General features: G+C 50.2%; 19 protein-coding genes. 11 read left to right on the forward strand and 8 right to left on the reverse strand.

Annotation, left to right across the window (positions count from 1 at the left end):
* Positions 1-24: 24 nt before the first annotated feature.
* Both B0I18_RS15075 and B0I18_RS15080 read left to right on the forward strand, forming a co-directional pair.
* A complete protein-coding gene (locus B0I18_RS15075) occupies positions 25-1,290 on the forward strand; it encodes a hypothetical protein (protein ID WP_106523555.1) in 1,266 nt (421 codons plus the stop codon).
* Positions 1,291-1,364: 74 nt separating this feature from the next.
* Positions 1,365-2,441, forward strand: a complete 1,077-nt coding sequence (locus tag B0I18_RS15080) for a phytase (RefSeq protein WP_106523556.1) — start codon at positions 1,365-1,367, stop codon at positions 2,439-2,441.
* Between the two features lie 116 nt (positions 2,442-2,557).
* Here B0I18_RS15080 and B0I18_RS15085 read toward each other — a convergent pair whose 3' ends face one another.
* From B0I18_RS15085 to B0I18_RS15095, 3 genes are all read right to left on the reverse strand, one after another.
* Positions 2,558-3,046, reverse strand: coding sequence for a DUF421 domain-containing protein (locus B0I18_RS15085; RefSeq protein WP_106523557.1), 489 nt, complete (start codon positions 3,044-3,046; stop codon positions 2,558-2,560).
* A complete protein-coding gene (locus B0I18_RS15090; protein WP_181358486.1) occupies positions 3,043-3,543 on the reverse strand; it encodes an inorganic diphosphatase in 501 nt (166 codons plus the stop codon). Before B0I18_RS15090 ends, B0I18_RS15085 begins: the two co-directional genes overlap by 4 nt.
* 98 nt (positions 3,544-3,641) lie before the next feature.
* The gene (locus B0I18_RS15095; RefSeq protein ID WP_106523559.1) at positions 3,642-3,857 is read right to left on the reverse strand and encodes a hypothetical protein; all 216 of its coding nucleotides are present in this window, start codon (positions 3,855-3,857) and stop codon (positions 3,642-3,644) included.
* 381 nt (positions 3,858-4,238) lie between these two features.
* Here B0I18_RS15095 and B0I18_RS15100 point away from each other — a divergent pair, with 381 nt between their 5' ends.
* Positions 4,239-4,886: a KGG domain-containing protein gene (locus B0I18_RS15100; protein WP_106523560.1), complete on the forward strand. Its 648-nt coding sequence runs from the start codon at positions 4,239-4,241 to the stop codon at positions 4,884-4,886.
* An 80-nt stretch (positions 4,887-4,966) separates the two neighbouring features.
* Here B0I18_RS15100 and B0I18_RS15105 read toward each other — a convergent pair whose 3' ends face one another.
* The 3 genes from B0I18_RS15105 to B0I18_RS15115 all read right to left on the reverse strand — a co-directional run bounded on the left by B0I18_RS15105 (position 4,967) and on the right by B0I18_RS15115 (position 7,122).
* Complete coding sequence (locus B0I18_RS15105; protein WP_106523561.1) at positions 4,967-5,467, reverse strand: CinA family protein; 501 nt, start codon at positions 5,465-5,467, stop codon at positions 4,967-4,969.
* A 39-nt stretch (positions 5,468-5,506) separates the two neighbouring features.
* The gene (locus tag B0I18_RS15110) at positions 5,507-6,280 is read right to left on the reverse strand and encodes a mechanosensitive ion channel family protein (RefSeq protein WP_106523562.1); all 774 of its coding nucleotides are present in this window, start codon (positions 6,278-6,280) and stop codon (positions 5,507-5,509) included.
* A 242-nt stretch (positions 6,281-6,522) separates the two neighbouring features.
* Positions 6,523-7,122: a DUF4142 domain-containing protein gene (locus tag B0I18_RS15115; RefSeq protein ID WP_106523563.1), complete on the reverse strand. Its 600-nt coding sequence runs from the start codon at positions 7,120-7,122 to the stop codon at positions 6,523-6,525.
* A gap of 526 nt (positions 7,123-7,648) precedes the next feature.
* Between B0I18_RS15115 and ligD the strand changes: the two genes are divergently transcribed.
* The 6 genes from ligD (at position 7,649) to B0I18_RS15145 (ending at position 14,206) form a co-directional block, all read left to right on the forward strand.
* Entirely contained in the window at positions 7,649-10,420 is a 2,772-nt protein-coding gene (gene ligD, locus B0I18_RS15120) for a DNA ligase D (RefSeq protein ID WP_106523603.1), read from the forward strand.
* A gap of 30 nt (positions 10,421-10,450) precedes the next feature.
* On the forward strand, positions 10,451-11,269 hold the full coding sequence (ku, locus tag B0I18_RS15125; protein WP_106523564.1) for a non-homologous end joining protein Ku: 819 nt from the start codon (positions 10,451-10,453) through the stop codon (positions 11,267-11,269).
* A 212-nt stretch (positions 11,270-11,481) separates the two neighbouring features.
* The gene (locus B0I18_RS15130; RefSeq protein WP_106523565.1) at positions 11,482-11,706 is read left to right on the forward strand and encodes a hypothetical protein; all 225 of its coding nucleotides are present in this window, start codon (positions 11,482-11,484) and stop codon (positions 11,704-11,706) included.
* Positions 11,707-11,757: 51 nt separating this feature from the next.
* Positions 11,758-12,021, forward strand: a complete 264-nt coding sequence (locus B0I18_RS15135) for a hypothetical protein (protein ID WP_106523566.1) — start codon at positions 11,758-11,760, stop codon at positions 12,019-12,021.
* A gap of 26 nt (positions 12,022-12,047) precedes the next feature.
* Complete coding sequence (locus B0I18_RS15140; RefSeq protein ID WP_106523567.1) at positions 12,048-12,500, forward strand: ferritin-like domain-containing protein; 453 nt, start codon at positions 12,048-12,050, stop codon at positions 12,498-12,500.
* Between the two features lie 371 nt (positions 12,501-12,871).
* Positions 12,872-14,206: a two-component system sensor histidine kinase NtrB gene (locus tag B0I18_RS15145; RefSeq protein ID WP_106523568.1), complete on the forward strand. Its 1,335-nt coding sequence runs from the start codon at positions 12,872-12,874 to the stop codon at positions 14,204-14,206.
* Between the two features lie 16 nt (positions 14,207-14,222).
* On the opposite strand, the gene B0I18_RS15150 is transcribed toward B0I18_RS15145, so the two are convergent.
* Positions 14,223-15,593 (reverse strand): sigma-54-dependent transcriptional regulator, encoded by a 1,371-nt coding sequence (locus tag B0I18_RS15150; RefSeq protein WP_106523569.1) that lies wholly within the window; start codon positions 15,591-15,593, stop codon positions 14,223-14,225.
* 447 nt (positions 15,594-16,040) lie between these two features.
* On the opposite strand from B0I18_RS15150, the gene B0I18_RS15155 reads away from it, so the two are divergent.
* On the forward strand, positions 16,041-16,274 hold the full coding sequence (locus B0I18_RS15155) for a hypothetical protein (protein ID WP_106523570.1): 234 nt from the start codon (positions 16,041-16,043) through the stop codon (positions 16,272-16,274).
* Between the two features lie 273 nt (positions 16,275-16,547).
* Positions 16,548-17,189, forward strand: coding sequence for a ferritin-like domain-containing protein (locus tag B0I18_RS15160; protein ID WP_106523571.1), 642 nt, complete (start codon positions 16,548-16,550; stop codon positions 17,187-17,189).
* A gap of 195 nt (positions 17,190-17,384) precedes the next feature.
* On the opposite strand, the gene B0I18_RS15165 is transcribed toward B0I18_RS15160, so the two are convergent.
* Positions 17,385-18,338: a hypothetical protein gene (locus B0I18_RS15165; protein ID WP_106523572.1), complete on the reverse strand. Its 954-nt coding sequence runs from the start codon at positions 18,336-18,338 to the stop codon at positions 17,385-17,387.
* Positions 18,339-18,522 lie beyond the last annotated feature (184 nt).

Genomic DNA, 18,522 nt, shown 5'->3' on the forward strand with positions numbered 1-18,522 from the left:
TACTTATTCTTTAAAAACCGACAAATGAAACCGTTACATTTCGTGCTGACTACTGCAACCGCAGCCACTTTACTGTTTGCAAGCTGCAGCAACAAAGACAAGACCCCAACGCCGGAGCCCGGCGTAAACCCGGTAGACACCGCACTTTCGGGCAGTGTGTCCGGAACATGGACCAAAAACGGCACCTACCACGTTACCGGCGATATCATTATCCCCGAAGGTAAAAGCCTGACCATCGAAGCCGGCGCCAAAGTAATTTTCGATGCCAATACCAAACCTGAATTCCTGGTAAAAGGCAACCTGTACGCCGTGGGAACCGATGCTGCACCTATCCAGTTTACCGTAGAAGACAACAAAAAAGCTGCCTTCGGTATGAACTGGGGTGGTATTATGGGCGGTCCTACCTGCGGCGAGATCATCCTGGACCATTGTATTATCGAGCAGGGCGGTAACGCCACCACTGAAGGTTCGGCCTCTGTAGCCGCCGGTTTCTACAAAGCCGCTGCGGGCAACCGCGTACCGGTATTATGGTATGGCAACCCTTCGGGCAAACTGGTCGTTACGCATTGCACCATACGCAATTTCGGCGAAGACGGGTTCTATATCGAGGGTGGTAACGTAATCGTAGATCATAACATGATCTATACGACCGGCGTGGATAACGGCGATGCGATCAATATCAAATCCGGTGTACATGCGGATGTGGCGTTCAATACCATATTCAGCCCCAATACCAATGCGCTGAAGCTGTCCAATTCCGGCGACCGTGCCGTTACCGCTTATGTATATGGTTATAACAATACCATTATCAATTGCGGCTGGAGAAGGGCTACCACCAAAGGCGGTTCTATCTGGGTAGAGAAAGGCGTTATCGTGGAACTGTATAACAACCTGCTGGTGAACGACCGCTTCGGTATCAAAAGAGATAAGACCAACACCGAAAACACGGCTTCTAAATTTGGTCATACGCTTTACTTCGGCTACAACCAGACCACAGTAACGCAGTTCCAGCCTTCCGACGAAATCATTGCCGGCGCCAACGATGTGATCTCCGCTGCCGTAGGTGCTAACGATCCTAAATTTGTAAACTTCCCGTTGAGTACCGACATGGCCAGCGCTACCTTCAACACCGCCTGGGACTTCCATATCCAGGCCGGATCGCCTGCCCAGAACCATGGCAAAACCGACTTCAACAGCCACTTCATGACCAATGCGATCAGCTTTGGCAACGGTGCATCGTATAAATCACCTGCAGCTGGCAGCTATATCGGCGCCTGGGATGTAAAATAATTTTTCGCGTACCCGCCCTGTTCCCGGCGCCTGCAAACCGGGAACAGGGTTCCTGAACAAATTCAATTGTAATTATGAAACATATTGTGACACTCTGTGTTGCGGCATCGATAGGGTTTACAGCCTGCAACAGCAGTCATGCCGAAAAAACAGGCAAGGACAAACTACAGCCTGTTGCACCGGATGCCCTGAAACCCGCGGTGGTGACCGAAGCGATAAACTATGATACCGATGATCCCTGTATCTGGATCAACAGTAAAGACACGGCACAAAGCCTGGTGATCGGCACCGACAAGGACTCGGACGGCGGCCTTTTTGTCTTCAACCTGCAAGGCAAGATCGTGAATAAAGTAACCGGCCTGAAACGGCCCAATAACGTAGACCTGGCTTATGGCCTGCAACTTGGCGGTACGGCTACCGACTTTGTAGCCACTACCGAACGGGAAACGAACAAGCTGCGCCTGTTCCGTGTACCTGATATGACTCCGATCGATAACGGTGGCATCCCTGTGTTTGACGACAGCGAAGAAAAAGCGCCGATGGGCATATCGCTGTATACCCGTGCTGCAGACCATGTTATATTCGCCATTGTGGGCCGCAAAACAGGACCTGCAGAAGGTTATCTCTACCAATACCGTCTGGAAGACGATGGCACCAGTCATGTAAAAGGCACGCTGGTACGTAAATTCGGCCGCTACAGCGGCAAGAAGGAGATCGAATCGATAGCGGTGGATAACGAACTGGGTTATGTTTATTATTCAGACGAAACCTATGGCGTGCATAAATACTATGCCGATCCTGCTAAAGGCAATGAAGAACTGGCCTTGTTTGCCCGTACCGGCTTTATTTCAGACCATGAAGGAATTTCGATCTATAAAACGGGCCCTGCTACCGGTTATATCCTGGTATCCAACCAACAGAAGAATACCTTTATGGTCTATTCGCGCGAAGGCAGCACCGACAACGCCCAGGACCATCCGCTCCTGGCGGAAGTACCGGTAAGCACTATCGAATCCGACGGATCGGATGTAACGAATGTGGCGCTGGGCGCGCGGTTTCCCAAGGGTATGTTTGTAGCCATGAGTAACGGTAAAGTATTCCATTATTACGATTGGCGCGACATACAACGGATCATTGACCGTAAACATTAATACAGTTACCAGGACCAACAACCATAACCAAATACCCGGGGCTTTAACAAGCCCCTTTTTCTATGCAGTTAAAAGTGCAGCAACCGTGGCTATAAAGTAACGACAAACAGGCGTCGTTACTGCTTTTTAGCGATAAAACTGATGCGACCATTCGTTTCGAGTATAACTTTGTCTATACCCTCGAACGACTCCTGTTTCATTTCCAGGTGCAGGCTCTCCAGTAGGTCCGACTTACTGAGGTTTACCTGTTTCATCGCCTCATCCAGTAGCTTACCGTTTTCGAATAAGACCACCGCATTGCCTTTCAGCAAGCGGTTCAGCTCGTTATTACGCTCGGAAGCCCAGGCCAGCAGGCGGTTTACAACCACCATGACCCCGGAGGCTGCTATCGCCGAAAACAAAGGCGAAGCGCCTACCACGCCCCTCGCGAGCACCGCACCCAGCATGATAACGATCACGTTATCGAGCGCCGACTTCTGCCCGAATATACGAATGCCACCGACACGCAGCAGGAGCAATGCCGCAAAAAAAACCAGGAGCGCCCTTAACATCATGGGTAAAGGGGCCAGCTGTTCGTCGGTATCCAGCAGTTGCGTAATAGTCATATAGTTTGTTTACGGATTTTCTTCATGGCCTGTTTCGCGGTGAGGTAGGCGTGGGGTTCGAATACCTTGCCTTCCGCTGCATTGTAGTTGATAAAAAAGTATTCCAACTCCTGTAACATCTTGGGAGGAACCTGTTTCCAGTCGCCCAGGCCGCGAAATACATCCGAGACCAGGGGAACGGCGACATAACGATCGTTTTCTTCCAAAGCCTGTCCCTTTTTACCCTGCCTCGCAGTAAAGCCGCCGATCAACCGGCATTGCATGGCAACACCCGGGAAACCAGGAAACTCGGATAGTACCAGGATATCCAGCGGATCGCCATCCTCGCCCCTGGTACCGGGTATAAAGCCAAAGTCATAAGGAAAGACCATACCGGCGGGCAGGATCTTTTTAATAAGAAAAAAACCGGTATCCTGCTGGTAAGCATATTTTTCACTGCTTCCCTTAGGTGTTTCGATCACCACATCGACCGGGTATAACTTATCGTTTTGTTTCATAGTATTATACTTTAAGAGAGAGATAACAGGTAGCCTGTCGCCCTGACCGGTACTCCGGCAAACACTTATGAGCATAACAAAAGACGATTGCCAAGGGGTCAGGCGTTACCATAGAGATAAACGCTCATCTCATCCATGGCCAGTACGCCATTAACACATAACTGCATGATTACCGAACGGATCCTGTCATGAGCAAAACCGAGCCGGGCAAGTTCTTCCTCCAGCGCAGCAATAGGCATGCTGACTTCATACTCCTGCGCAACACGCATCCCTTTGGCTTTAAGGATATCCAGTATGATTGTTTCTATTTCCATAATTCATTTTATTACTTGCAACAGCGCAGGTATGGTTATCGCGAATCACAATGCCGGGGACAGGCTACAGGGATATACACAAAAAGCATGCCCCTGCCCTATGCCTACTGGTAATCAAACCACTGAAAGGAAGTTGAAATGATTGCGTGTGCTGCATTACACGAAACAGGTATTTTTTTACACAAACAGCCACCTCATTACAGCAATGGTTCGGCACCCGGCACGCCGGGTTGAGCCGGGGAGAAAAATACGGATAGTGGGTAATATTCAGGATAGCATTACACACAGGGATTGTGGTACCCAACTGAAGATCAGCAACCATAGCGTACGGCACGTATTTTGGATGGTAACCATTATTGTTCATTTTCAAAATCTATAGTTATGCCAAGCAACAATCAGCACACACGTTCGCAAAGCCGCAATGCCGGCCGTTCGGGAAACAGCCGTAACCGCTCCGCCCAGTATGAATGGGACGAGCGCCAGGACAATGACTACGAAGAAGGTTACCGGGCCGGGTATGAGCAGGGCTACGAAGACGGGGATTCGGGTTACGATTATGACGACCAGTACGACGATGATTACGATAACGACGAGGACTATGACAACGACTATGACGAAGAGGACGAGGACGAGGACGACTATGAGGATCGCGGTGACCGCGGACGGTCCGGTGGCCGTGGATTTGCAAGTATGAGCCGGGAAGAACGGAGCCGCATTGCGCGTATGGGCGGCCAGGCCTCGCACGGCGGCAGAGGCAATTCCGGGAACAGGGACAGCGGTGATAACCGCTCCCGTCGCGGATCTTCCGGCCAGGGATCTTCCATGCGCAATACATCTTCGGGAAGCCGCAGCAACTCCTCCGGCAACAGGGGCTCGTCCGGCAGATCGTCCGCTAATAGCGGCAATGGCGGGCGTACGGCTAAAAGGGGGTTTGCAGCCATGAGTAAAGAACAGCGTACCCGGATCGCCCGTATGGGCGGCCAGGCTTCGCATGGAGGCGGTCGTTCCTCCGGCAGCGGAAACCGTTAACGATAATGGCAAAAACAACAGAACAGCGGAAGGCATTCCGCTGTTCTTTTTATTCTATACCGTAATAAAATGGGAGCTCTTTACCAGGCATCGCCATTGACTTTCAGATAACCCGACAGCAGGCCTAGGACCAGGTGCACCGTCTGCAGGATTATCTCCTCAGGCGTACCGCTAAACGTGCGCCTTTCGGCAAACACCGGCGTTGCGCCTTTAACTATGCCCTGTACAAACATAGTACCGACGGGCTTTTCTGGTGTTTCGCTGCCACCCGGCGTCGTCAGTCCCGTAATACCGATATGAATATCGGCAGGTATGATCCGGCTTAAGCCCCGTGTTATCGCCTCAGTTACCTCGGCCGACTCGGGCGTATAGGTATCAATCAGTCCGGCCGGCACACCCAGCACATCTTCTTTGATACAGGCATCGTAACACACGAGCCCGCCTTTGAGGAAACTGCCGGAATCGGGCGCCAGTGCAAACTCCGACATAATACGGCCGGCCGTAGCGCTCTCCGCAAAGGCTATCGTTACCTGCTGCTCCCGGAGCAATTGCGCACAATGTAAAAGATCTATATCCGCCATAATAATTTTATTTTATTGTCGATAAATGGTCCTGCCCGTTTACAAAAGCCGGGCCTGCTTCAGCCGCTCCAGCAATCGTTCCTGCAGCAGAAGTTTTACATCCTGGAAACCGTGGGCATTAACCCATACATTGATATGCACCATATAACTGTCGCCCTGTAACTCACCGATACCAATACGCTTCTTCGGTTCTCCCAGGGTACCTTCGGCCTGGTCTATGGTCTCTTCAATAATTGCCTTAACCTTGCTGAAATCAGCGCTGTTCGGGAATTTCAGGTTGATATCCAGCCGCCGGTCCCCTACCCGGCTGATGTTAACAATAACCTCGTTCGAGAGTTTGCTGTTGGGTAGAATAACCGTACGGTTATCGAACGTGGTAACTATGGTATAAAAGATCTGGATAGAAGTAACCGTGCCTTCAAAGCCCTGGGCAACAATATTGTCGCCTACTTCGAAAGGTTTCAGCAACAGGATCAGAATACCGCTGGCAAAGTTCTGCAGGGTGCCCGATAAGGCGAGGCCCGCAGCTACACCCATGGCTGCGACCAGGGCGGTAAAGAGGGTGATCGGTATACCTACAATCTGCATAACGGCGAGGATAAGCAATACCCTCAATACCGTGGAAAGCAGGCTGATGAGAAAAGGCCGCACCGAAGGATTGACATTATGTTTACTGATACGACGGCTCATGGACCGCGAAAGCAGGCCGATCAGCCAGAAGCCGGCAACCAGCACCAGTGCGCCCACAAGCATCCGCGGACCGTAATGCATTACCCAGGCATATAATTTATCATACCATAACTCCAAATTCATAAGCAGCTTATTTATCCGTATAACCAGCACGCAAAAGCGACCGATAATCTAACAACTAAGCCCGCAAAGAATTGTTCTGCAACCGGCCCTCTTTTAGGTTTTTTTTAAAGCTATGCGCAAGGGTAAATATTGCAGGAAAGCGTGCCTGAAGCTGCCCCGGCTATACGACAAAATAAAAAACGGACCCGTACAGCAAGCGCAACACTGTAACGGGCCCGTACCGGATATTCACCAATCCGAAGTTATTTTACGATCTTACGGATACTTTCGACATGTTCCAGGTGTTGTTTCAGTGCAGGCAGCGTTTTATCGATAAAAGCTTTCAGGTCGGCATCGGTAACCTTGCCGCTGGCATCCTCGAACATTTTGATGGTTCTTTTATGTTCATCCGTCATCAGTGCGATATATGCCTTGTCAAAATCGGCTCCCATACGTTTTTCCAGGCCGTTCCGGGTGTCCTTTTGTCCATCGGTCAGGTCGGCCGGCAGTACGATGTTTTTGCGTTGCGCGATAGCTTTCAGCTCATCATTGGCTTTGGTATGATCGGTAATCATCATGGTGGCAAAGTCCCGGACCTGCGTATTAGCGCCTTTCTGTTTGGCCAATTCTGCAAAATTCACTTCCGCCATACCGCCAGAAGCAGCGTCTACAGCGAATTTCGCATCATCCTCGCTCACCGGGGATGCCGGTGTACTGGGCGTAGCGGGCGGGTTATCCGTTCGCGCTTCGTTGATACTGTCTGCTGTTTCTTTACTGTCTTTACCGGTATCGCCGGCATTACCGCAGCTTTGTAATACCGCCAGCAGTAAACCCGAAACGATCAGAAAACGTAGCTTTTTCATAGTTGTGTTGTTTATGTGTTATATAAATACCAGGTGTTAAAAGAAAATTGAGTGCTGAAAAATCAGCCAGACAGCGCATTCAGACAGCAGTAGCACCGCCTTTGCGCAGTCGCTTTAAAAACAGCGTATTCTTGGTACCCGCTTTCTGCGGTTGTTCCGGCCTTATTACCTGCCGTTTTCTGAAAATGTACCTGAGCCTGCCCGTAAGGAGCATGTTTGCGGAAATAGGATGCATATTGTTTACCATTTTACGGCAACACCAACAGCATCCGGGTTAAAAAGTTGACGAAAGACAGTGTGGAACTTTCTCCACAATAACACTAAACGGAAAGGAGCTGATCGCTGAAACCCTTTACCCTAAGCGTTTACAGCGCATCCAAACACAACTAATGCTGAGGAACGGCTTTTACAATAAGCCCTGAGAAAGGCCTGCAGCTATTTTTTGCAAACTCTTTGTAAAGATAATGTGTTATGCTCGCGGCTGTCTGCCCTTGCCAGCCTGTTTATAACCTGTAAAGCAGTATTTATGTCGCTCAGTCAATACAAACATAAACGCAACAGCAAGACTACGCCGGAACCGTTTGGAGGCGCTACAGGCAAAGATGCCCTGCACTTCGTTATCCAAAAACACGCCGCATCACATCTGCATTATGACTTCCGGCTGGAAATGAACGGCGTGCTAAAAAGCTGGGCAGTGCCTAAAGGACCTTCGCTGAACCCGGCGGATAAACGGCTGGCCATGATGGTAGAAGACCATCCCTATGACTACAAAGACTTTGAAGGCATTATTCCCAAAGGCAATTATGGCGCAGGTACCGTGATCGTCTGGGATGAAGGTACTTATATCCCGATCGATGAATCGAAAGGCAAAAAGGCGCAGGAACGTTCACTGATGAAACAGTTAAAAGCGGGTTCGCTCAAGGTGCGCCTCTCGGGCAGTAAATTGAAGGGTGAATTTGCCCTTGTAAAAACAGGCATGGCAGAAAATTCCTGGTTACTGATCAAGCATAAGGATCAGCATGCCGCCACTACCGACGTTACACGCAAAGCCCGGTCGGTACTGAGCAATAAAACACTGGAAGAAATAAAACCGGGCACTCCGAAAGCCAAAGCAACCAAAGCCGCAGAGCCGGAGGCCGCAAATAAAAACCCGGCGCAGGCCAGGAAGGCTGCGAAAAAAACAAAGCGGGATGCAATACCTACGCAAAAAAAAGAAGAGCCGCCGGACAGTATCACTGCTACGCTGAAAGGCTTGCCCCACAAGCCTTTCCCACGACAGTTATCACCGATGCTGGCGACACTGGTTGATGCGCCTTTTGATGATGAAGACTGGGCATACGAAATAAAATGGGATGGGTACCGGGCGCTGGCTTTCCGGAAAGGGAAGACAGCAACAATACGGTCAAGGAATGATAAAGTGTTTGATGAAAAATTCTACCCGGTGCTCGATGCGCTTGAAGCCTGGGATGTGGAGGCCGTGATCGACGGGGAGATCGTAGCTGTGGATGAAAAAGGTATGGCCCGCTTTAACCAGCTGCAAAACTGGCGCAGCGAGGCCGACGGCCAGTTACAATATTATGTTTTCGATGTGCTCTGGTATACAGGCAAACAAACTACCGGTCTGCCCCTGAGCCAACGCATGGCATTGCTGAAAGCGATCGTACCGCCGGGCGACGGCATCATCAGGTTGGGTCTTTCGGTGACCGGCCGGGGACAGGATCTTTTTAAGGCGGCCCGGGATATGGGCCTCGAAGGCATTATGGCCAAGCGGCTCGACAGCCCGTACCTGCCCGGTATACGTACGCAGGATTGGCTTAAGATCAAAGTACAAAAACGGCAGGAGGTCGTTATCGCCGGTTATACCCGCAACACAGGTTCCCCCAAGCTATTCAGCGCATTGCTGCTGGGCGTATACGAACAAGGCAAGTTACAGTACGCGGGAAAAGTGGGGACGGGCTTCGATCAACAACAACAGGAAGCGCTGATGAAACGGTTTCGCCCGCTGGTATTGAAGAAGAGCCCATTTAAAGAGATACCGGACTATAACAAGCCATCACGCTTCAGACCCAAACCGCCTGATGCGACCGCAACCTGGCTGAAACCCCAACTGGTCTGCGAGATCACCTTTACCGAAATAACGGAAGACGGCGTATTCCGGCACCCTTCATTCCTGGCCCTACGCGAAGACAAAAAAGCAACCGGCGTTACCCGAGAAAAAGAAGCACCGGTGGCAGTAGCAGTAAAGCAACCGGCAGGCAACCGCACTGCCACAAAGAAAAGCAGCCCGGGCAAAGCGAAAACGGCCGCCAGGAAAGAAAAACAATCCATTATACGCCCTCCCGTAAAGCAACCTTATATGACACTGCTCAATCCCACAGACAAAACGCAGGTGCGGAAAATAGGCCGCAAAGAACTAACCTTCACCAACCTGGACAAACGCTTCTGGCCCCGTGAAAAGATTACCAAACGGGACCTGGTCAACTATTACCACCAGGTAGCGGATTATATTTTACCCTATATCAAAGATCGCCCGCAGTCGCTCAACCGCTACCCCGACGGTTATAAAGGCAAAAGCTTTTATCAGAAAGATGTTACCGGCAAGGTGCCCGGTTGGGCCACCACATACGGTTACCGTAGCGAAGGCGATAAAACAGATAAACACTTCCTGGTGGCCAAAGATGAAGCCAGCCTGCTCTATATGGTGAATGCGGGCTGCATCGAGATCAACCCCTGGAACAGTACGATAAAAAAACCCGATCACCCCGACTGGTGCCTGCTGGACCTGGATCCGGGTACCAGGACCACATTCAACCAGGTAATCGATGTCGCACAGGTTATTCATGACCTGCTCCAAAGCCTGGGTGTCGACTCCTACCCCAAGACCTCCGGTTCTACGGGGTTGCACATCTATATCCCGCTGGGCAGGAAGTACACCTATGAACAATCCAAAGAGTTTGCCCGCGTAATCGTAACCCTGGTACAGCAACAGACATCCGCTTATACCAGCCTGGAGCGCCAGGTACGGGCCCGGAAGGGTAAACTGTATCTCGATTTCCTGCAGAACCGGCCACAGGCAACACTTGCAGCGCCTTACTCCGTACGGCCCAAGCCCGGCGCAACAGTATCGATGCCCCTGCATTGGAACGAGGTAAAACATGGCTTGAAGATGAGCGACTTTACGCTCAGCAATGTACCCGCCTTGCTTAACGAACGGGGCGACCTGTTTAAAGGCGTACTCGGCAAAGGCATACTCATGAGCAGTATCTTAAAGAAGATAAAACAGGCAACAGCATCCTAATTTCTACTCCATACTAAAACCAGGAACGATATGCGATCAATATGGACGGGCTCTGTAGCCTTCGGGCTGGTCAACATTCCCATCAAGTTATATTCGGCAGTGCAGGACAGGGCACTCGATTTCGATATGCTGGATAAAAAAGACATGGCCAATATTCATTTCAAACGCGTAAATGCCAATACCGGGAAAGAAGTAGCCTGGGGTAATATCGTAAAAGGATATAACCTCGATGGCAAATACGTGGTGCTTACCGATAAAGACTTCGAGAGCGCCGCCCCGGAAAAAACGAAAACCATCGACCTGCACCTCTTTGTAGACGTAACAGAAGTGGATGTGATCCTGTACGACAGCGCCTACTACCTGGCGCCTGCAAAAGGCGGCGAACGGGCCTTTGGCCTGCTGGAAGAAGCACTGAACAAGACCGGCATGGCCGGTGTCGGCACTTTCGTATTAAGAAATAAAGAAAAGCCGGTACTGGTGCGCTCAGCACATGGTTTGCTGATCCTGCATACCCTGCGTTTCCTGAACGAGATCCGTGATCCTTCTGACTTTACGGTAAAAACACCCGCGCCCAAAAAGAACGAACTGACGATGGCCAAATCGTTGGTGACCTCGATGCAGTCCACGTTCAACATAGCCGACTTTAAAGATGGTTACACCGCTAAACTGATGAAAGTGATCCGGGCAAAGGCCAGCGGTAAAAAACTGCCGGCGCCTAAGGTAAGCGTTCCCAAATTTGCCGACGACCTCATCGAACAACTGCAACAAAGCCTTACCCGGCCTGCAAAAGCCACGAAGACGGTAAAGAAAAGCGCGAAGAAGGCCGCACCGAAAAAGAGAACGAAGTAACGTATGCGCAGACCTGGACTGCGTTTTAACAATATATAAAACCGGGAAGGACCTGGGGAAAAATACAGCAACATTGTACAGGCTATTCCCCAACAGTATACCTGGTATTTACTTTAATACACTCATAATAAGGGCAGTGAATTTTACGGTACATTATTTGGCATAGATAAAGGAAACTATAGGGCACTATTCATTTTTCAAAAAGAGCAATCATGAAGAACAGACAAAAAGCATTCCTTGCCACGATCGTCATCGGTATAGCTGTAATGGGCGCCTCCTGCAACAATACAACAGATCCTCATGAAATGAATGCCGCCGACACGATGACGATCCTGCCTCCCGGACCGCCGGCGCATATCGACACCGGCACACCGGCAATGCCACCCGCCGTGGTGGATACCAGCAAACATATGCGTGATACGCTACCTGCGCATTAGTACACAGCACACAAATCCCGCATGATTTTTTAACCTTCTAAATTGAATACTATGAACCGTTATATTTTCGGAGCATTCCTGGCCGGTTCGATGGCCTTTGCGACCTTGCTCCCCGCACAGGATATGAGACAAGACACCCAACGCAATAAGAGCGAGATGAACCAGCAAAAAAAGAAAAAGAAAGATCGCGATAAAAGCGATACGACATCCAACCGCAGGATGCATGACTACCACGCGCCCAATGGTGTAGACACACTACCGATGCACAGGCAAGCGCCCACCCCGATACCCGACACAATTCATAACATGCATTAAAAAATTTAACCAAAAAAACATCAGCTATGCAAGATCAAACCATGGATCATGTGAATAAGATCATCCAGACCAATTTAGACCGCCGTGAAGGCTATGACAAAGCCATAGAACAGACCGAGGATCCACAACTCAAGGACTTATTCCAGGACTGTAAAAATCAAAGCGAAGGTTACCTGAGCGAATTACGGGAAATTGCCGGCAGGAACGGCGAAGAACCGGTTTCCGATACTTCGGCCGCGGGCGACCTGTACCGCGTGTGGATGGATATCAAACAGGCCCTGTCGGTGAACAATACCAAAGCGGTATTGCAAAGCTGCGAACGTGGCGAAGACGTGGCCCTGAACGCCTATCGTAAAGCGACAGATCCGGAAGAAAGCGATGCTGTGACCGATGGCCCGGTACTCAGCACGCTCAACAAACAAAAAGACGGTATCCTTACCATGCATAACCGCGTGAAAGCACTACGCGACATGCAATAACACCTTAGTTTACATCCCGTACCCGTTGTGCGACACCAGTGATCCGCAGCAAAGCCTTCCTGGGCCCGGGCCCCGGCCTTTGGGCTACAGGAGCGCTTTAGCGTTTTAAAAAAACTGATCTTAGGCTGTGCCGTGACTATTGTTTGATTATTAGTACTGCCTCCGTGAACTCTTATCCCCCTAATGCTGTTTTACTGGACTAAGCGGCGTCGAAAGAAGCGATCCTGAACTTTACCACAAACCGGGTACAAGAAGGCAGTTATATCCCCGGTGCTACCTAAGCGGTAACCGGTGGTAAAATAGCCATGGAACGTGAAGAAGCGAAAAGCAATGATTGGAGCCGATAACCAGATAGTCTAAAACCGAACAGCATGTTACCCTACGAGCCCCCCGTTTCTATTATGATCACAGGCGCTTCTGCCCCTGAACTGGCCGATATCCGTACCTGGCTGTCCGATTATAAGATCCATACAACACCAGGACAGCACGCAGACCTCATCATTGCTTTCACCACTGACCCAGCAGCGGGAACACGGCATTTACAAATAAGCGCGGGTGGCGGCTCGGGTGACGATGAAACCGGCAAACATACGGCCGGCAATACCCACAACCTGCCCATACAAAGTTTCAACCAAGATACTTTACGCCTGGTGCTTGAGCTCCTGGCCCGCAAAGGACAGGAAATTTATAAAAACCGCTATTACGAATATGCCTTCCTCCATGCCAACGATGCCTTCCTGATCGCAGACTGCGATCACCGCATACTCAATGTCAATCCCACGGCAGTGAATAAGTTTGGCTATAAGCCCGAAGACTTTTTAAGTATGGACATCCGCAACCTTTTTCTCCACGAAAAAGACAGCAAAGACCTGCTCAAAAACATCTGCGGTGATGATGAATACAAAAACGACTATGTGCTGCAAAAGAAGAATGGTGACGAATTTCCGGCCACGGTAGCGGCGTTCATGATGAATGAAGACCAGGGACTGTTCCTGGTGGTGATCCGGGACATTTCGAAACGCAGGGAGCTGGAACATATAAAAGGCAAACAAAACCAGTTGACCGCAACGGGTAAGATGGCAAGGATCATAGCCCACGAATTACGCAATCCGCTCTACAACATCGTCCTGGCCTCGCAATTGCTACATGACACCGAAGCCGGTCTGGCAAGCGAAGAACAGGCGATCATACAACGTAACTGTCAGCGTATCGACGATCTGATCCGGCAATTGCTTGAACCCGGGCAGTGGAACCAACTGTCCGTTGCGCCCGTACGGGTTGCCGGGATTGTCGACCAGGCGCTCAAACAGGTGCAGGACCGGCAACAGCTGAAGCAGGTAGCTATAATGGCCAGTATCGACCCGGAACTGACGATTATGGCCGATACGCAAAAAATGGAAACGGCATTGGTCAACCTGGTTGTCAATGCGATCGAAGCGATAGAGGGGGAAGAACGCGGCGAGATTGCCATAGAGGCTGGTGTAACCGGCGACAGCGCTTTTATCAGGGTTAGCGACAATGGCCGGGGAATGAGCATCGGTGCGCAACAGGAACTCTTTTCGCCCTATTACACCACAAAACCCCAGGGCATGGGGCTCGGATTGGTGAATACCCTGCAGATCATAGAAGCACACGGAGGCTCATTAAAATTCGAAAGCCGCGAGGGGCACGGATCCGTGTTCTCTATAACGTTTCCGCACCAGTAACCGCGCTTGCAGCGGGTCAGGCTTCTATCAGTTTCAGTTTATTGTACAGTGTCTTACGGTCGATGTTCAACAACAGCGCCGCTTTTGTTTTATTGTATTTTACTTTTTTGAGCACCTCTAATATCTTCACATATTCGGCACGCAGGGCTACATTCTTCAGATCGTAGTCTCCTGTTGTTCCATCCGCCACCATATCACCCAGTAAGCCTTCCATACCGGAGTAGTTAAGGATTTCGGGTGGCAATGTCTTCCGGGATATCATATGGCCGGGCGCTGTCAGCAGGCAGGCACGGCGCATCACATTCTTCATCTCGCGGATATTACCCGGCCAGTTGTACTGGAGCAACAGCGCCATCGCCTGGTCCTCTACACCCGGTATGTTTCGCTTCAACTCGGCAGCAGACGTTTGTAAAAAGTGATCGATAAATACGGGAAGGTCGCCTTCTCTTTCCCGTAGGGGTGGTACAAAAAGCTCGAATTCGTTGAGCCGGTGATAGAGGTCTTCGCGGAAATGGCCGTCCTTAACCGCTTCCGCAAGGTTTTCGTTGGAAGCAACAACGATACGTGTATTCACTTCGATCTCTTTGGTACCGCCCAGGCGGCGGATCACCTTTTGCTGCAGGGCACGCAACAGGAATGTCTGTACCTCGTAGTTAAGGTTACCTATTTCGTCGAGGAACAAAGTACCATTGTGCGCCAGTTCGAAAGCACCTGCCTGGCCTTGCAAAGCCCCGGTATAGGCGCCTTTCTCATGGCCGAACAGTTCACTTACGGCCAACTCTTTCGAAAGGCAGCCGCAGTCTATAGCAATAAAGGCGCCATCGCGGTATGCACTGCCTTCGTGGAGCAGCCTGGCCAGCGACTCTTTGCCTGTACCGGTTTCGCCGTAGATAATTACGCTGAAATTGGTAGGCGCCACGATCGTCACATTATCATAAAGTTCTTTAGCGTATTTACTGGTCCCCATTACATAGGCCTTGTTCGCAGCAATTGCTTTTACAGGAGTTGCGGGTTCTACAACGGCATCCTGCAGGTCAAATATCTCTCCCATCAACTCCAGCAGCCGCTCGGGGTAAAGCGGTTTGCTCAGGTAATTGTAGGCGCCGGCCTTCACCAGGTCTACGGCAATCTGCAACTCTGCATTGCCGGTTATAAAAACAACCGGGACTCCCGGTTGCAGAATCTTGATCTTCTCGAGCAATTCTGCCCCGTTCATATCTCCCAGCCGGTAGTCACAAAAAATAAGATTAAAGGGTTCATTTCGTAAAAGTGCAATAGCCGCAGTCCCGGAGGTACAACTTTTTGCGTCATAGTGATGCCTGTCCAGGAACTTCGTCAACAGGGAGCAGACAGCAACTTCATCGTCTATAATCAGGATTTTTTTCATAAAAAGTATAAAGCGGATTGGTTCAGTGTGTGAGTAGCTTGTAAGTTAAGCATAAAAAAGGACAAAAGGTTCGATACCCGCTATGTTAATTCCTGGGGATTTAACGCGATATTAAATCCAACCCTAAAAACTATTAACAACTATTCTCGTATTATATGCGCGGTTAAATAACGGGCGTCTGCCGCAACTTTTGCAGACTAGGAGGCTGTTACTGTTGATTTCACAAAGTACCTGTATGTACAAGGCCGGCAAGTACTTGTTTACATGCCGGCAGGTATTCGAAATATGTAGCCATGAATTATTAGCGTTTACTACCGATGATTTAACAGCCGCCCAATTTATTGTTAAAGACAGCAATATAACCGGAATCCGTATTAGAGCCAGCCGTAAACGCTCAACATTTTTACCCCCTGAACTGTAATTGAATAAAGACCAAAATTGTTCCCTATGAGAAAAGTAACCATAGTAATCACAGCTTTATTGCTTGGCGCAGGTATAACCGGTTGTAAGGGTAACAGCGAAGAGCAGGTACCCGAACAACCCCGCAGTACCAATGTAGACAGCACCAATATTTACGGCACTGCGCCGGCACAATATGGTCATGATAACCCGGCAGACACTACCCCCCGTTTCCCCGAAGAGGATGATACAGGCCGCAGGGCCAATACGGATCAACGCTAATGGCTTAGCTAAAGTGTTGTAATTACCCGGTAAAGCAGGGGAACAGGGTATAAAGCACCGGGTTCCCTGCATATCCCCCCATCCCGTTCCATGCCTGTGAGTTCGTCATTGGGGAATTGCAGATACAGTTCGTGTACATAAATATCCACAGCCGGAGCCTGGTGTGCTGTCAAGCTATTGGTTATGAAGATGCAGCAAGATTGGTACCGCTTTTGTACCCGTACCGGTAAAGCACAATGCTCATTTCATTTTAACCCTCCTCAAAAAAACTGTATGAAAAACACAACAGGCACAACTGCCAGGACCGGGAATACACAAGGTACCAGCAACAGCAAAGCAGCAGGCAACACCAATAAAACTGCAAAGGGATCGTTGCTCGCAAAGTTTTTTACCGATATGCTCAAGGATATCTACTGGGCCGAAAATCATCTTGTAGAAAAACTCCAGGTCATGATGAAAGCAGCGACTACCGACGAACTGCAGGAAGCATTCGAGGATCATATGCATGCTACGCAAAAACATAAAAGGCGCCTGCAAAAGGTATTCGAGATGATCGGGGAGAAAGCAGAAGCCAAGAAATGCGAAGCCATGGACGGGCTGACCAAAGAAGCGGAAACCATTATCAAAGAAACGGAAGAAGGCACGATGACCCGCGACGCAGCGCTGATCATTGCCGCCCAGAAAATCGAACATTACGAGATCGCATCCTATGGCAGCCTGGTACAGGTAGCCCGCACCCTGGGTTATGACCGCGCTGCCACCCTGCTCGAAAAAACGCTTTGGGAAGAAGAAGATACCGATCAGTTGCTTACTGATATTGCAGAATCGGATATCAACCCTATGGCCGATGAAGAAGAGGAAGAAGACGAAGCTAAAGCCGGCAAAGAGCCGGAAACATCAGGCATGGAAGCATAAGTTCCATAAAAAAGCCGCGTATCCATAACCAACATAAGTTGCAGAACCAACTCAGCTATGGAGCACCGGAGTGAGACAGTATAGGCAACTATGCTGTCTTTTTTTATTGAAGTTGTTCCCCCTGGCATCTCCAGGACAGCAAAAAGCCTCATGTTCTTACGGGAACATGAGGCTCGGATATAAGCAGGGTGTTACTTATCCCCGGTTTCTGCCGCCGTTATTGCGGTGTGCGGCGCGACCGCCTTTAGCCGCGTTACGGCGCACTTCTGTTTTATCCATAGCGGCAAAACCACGGCGGCTTCTCCTGCCGTTCGTCGCATACCGGTCGGTATCATATTCCTGGCCGTTATATTCGCGGTCCCGGTTGCTGTACTCGCGGTCATTGCCTTCGTTATTACGATAGCTACGATCGTTACCATAGTTACGATTACCCCATCCTGAAGTATTGTAGTCATCATCGTTGCGCCGGGTACGCCGCTCTGTGCCGGTATTAGCACCCTGGCTCGTCCTGCTCCTGTCGGAGAAAGCCTGCTGGCCATAACGGCGATTACGGTTTTCGCCATCGTTATAGTCATTGCGTTCATTACGACGGTCTTCATCCCCGCGGTAGTTACGACGGTTGTTGTCCTGGTTGCGCCATTGCTCCGAATCCTGTCCCCAGCCTGTATCCTGGTTCATGCCGGTATTCCTGCGTTGACGCTCGTTATTCCTGCTGCCGTATTCGGCGTAGCCGTAGCGGGTATCCTTATTGCGGCTGCCATAGTCGTCGTCATCATAATCGTCGTCATAGTCGTCCATATCTTCCTGTTGGTATCGGTTCGACGCATAACCACGGCTTCCGCGGTCTTCGTCATAATCATCTTCATCATCATAACCCGCGTCGTAGTTGCCATAGCGGTCACGGTCGTAACCATAGTTTTCATTATAGGTGTCCTGGCCGTATTGCTGGCCGTATTCATTCTGGCCGTACTGCTGCCCGTATTCATTACGGCGGTTCTCATTGGCCGTATTATAGCGACGTTCCTCTTCCATAGATGAGGAGCCGCGGCGTTGCCGGCCACCGGTCCTGTAGTCTGTGTTGTAATCATCATCGTAGCGTCGTTCGCGACGGTTGCCACTGTTACTATACTTTTGGTTCTGTGCACACATAGCTGAGGTTTTTTTAAAGTTGAGAGAATAGTAGTAAACACGCAAAGGCCATGCCAGCGGGCATTGGCGGCGGCATGCACTTCCAGGCCCAAAAGGCAATCCACTCATGTTGAAATGCTTACCCCGGTAATCGGTAATGTGTGGCCCGCCGCCGCACTGCCCGCAATGCAAACAGCCGGGTACT

The sequence above is a fragment of the Taibaiella chishuiensis genome, from assembly GCF_003014535.1.
Taxonomy (GTDB): Bacteria; Bacteroidota; Bacteroidia; order Chitinophagales; family Chitinophagaceae; genus Taibaiella; species Taibaiella chishuiensis.

Coding starts and splice junctions, on each gene's coding strand:
- B0I18_RS15075 (WP_106523555.1), top strand. CDS start 25: ATGAAACCGTTACATTTCGTGCTGACTACTGCAACCGCAGCCACTTTA.
- B0I18_RS15080 (WP_106523556.1), top strand. CDS start 1,365: ATGAAACATATTGTGACACTCTGTGTTGCGGCATCGATAGGGTTTACA.
- B0I18_RS15085 (WP_106523557.1), bottom strand. CDS start 3,046: ATGACTATTACGCAACTGCTGGATACCGACGAACAGCTGGCCCCTTTA.
- B0I18_RS15090 (WP_181358486.1), bottom strand. CDS start 3,543: ATGAAACAAAACGATAAGTTATACCCGGTCGATGTGGTGATCGAAACA.
- B0I18_RS15095 (WP_106523559.1), bottom strand. CDS start 3,857: ATGGAAATAGAAACAATCATACTGGATATCCTTAAAGCCAAAGGGATG.
- B0I18_RS15100 (WP_106523560.1), top strand. CDS start 4,239: ATGCCAAGCAACAATCAGCACACACGTTCGCAAAGCCGCAATGCCGGC.
- B0I18_RS15105 (WP_106523561.1), bottom strand. CDS start 5,467: ATGGCGGATATAGATCTTTTACATTGTGCGCAATTGCTCCGGGAGCAG.
- B0I18_RS15110 (WP_106523562.1), bottom strand. CDS start 6,280: ATGAATTTGGAGTTATGGTATGATAAATTATATGCCTGGGTAATGCAT.
- B0I18_RS15115 (WP_106523563.1), bottom strand. CDS start 7,122: ATGAAAAAGCTACGTTTTCTGATCGTTTCGGGTTTACTGCTGGCGGTA.
- ligD (WP_106523603.1), top strand. CDS start 7,649: ATGTCGCTCAGTCAATACAAACATAAACGCAACAGCAAGACTACGCCG.
- ku (WP_106523564.1), top strand. CDS start 10,451: ATGCGATCAATATGGACGGGCTCTGTAGCCTTCGGGCTGGTCAACATT.
- B0I18_RS15130 (WP_106523565.1), top strand. CDS start 11,482: ATGAAGAACAGACAAAAAGCATTCCTTGCCACGATCGTCATCGGTATA.
- B0I18_RS15135 (WP_106523566.1), top strand. CDS start 11,758: ATGAACCGTTATATTTTCGGAGCATTCCTGGCCGGTTCGATGGCCTTT.
- B0I18_RS15140 (WP_106523567.1), top strand. CDS start 12,048: ATGCAAGATCAAACCATGGATCATGTGAATAAGATCATCCAGACCAAT.
- B0I18_RS15145 (WP_106523568.1), top strand. CDS start 12,872: ATGTTACCCTACGAGCCCCCCGTTTCTATTATGATCACAGGCGCTTCT.
- B0I18_RS15150 (WP_106523569.1), bottom strand. CDS start 15,593: ATGAAAAAAATCCTGATTATAGACGATGAAGTTGCTGTCTGCTCCCTG.
- B0I18_RS15155 (WP_106523570.1), top strand. CDS start 16,041: ATGAGAAAAGTAACCATAGTAATCACAGCTTTATTGCTTGGCGCAGGT.
- B0I18_RS15160 (WP_106523571.1), top strand. CDS start 16,548: ATGAAAAACACAACAGGCACAACTGCCAGGACCGGGAATACACAAGGT.
- B0I18_RS15165 (WP_106523572.1), bottom strand. CDS start 18,338: ATGTGTGCACAGAACCAAAAGTATAGTAACAGTGGCAACCGTCGCGAA.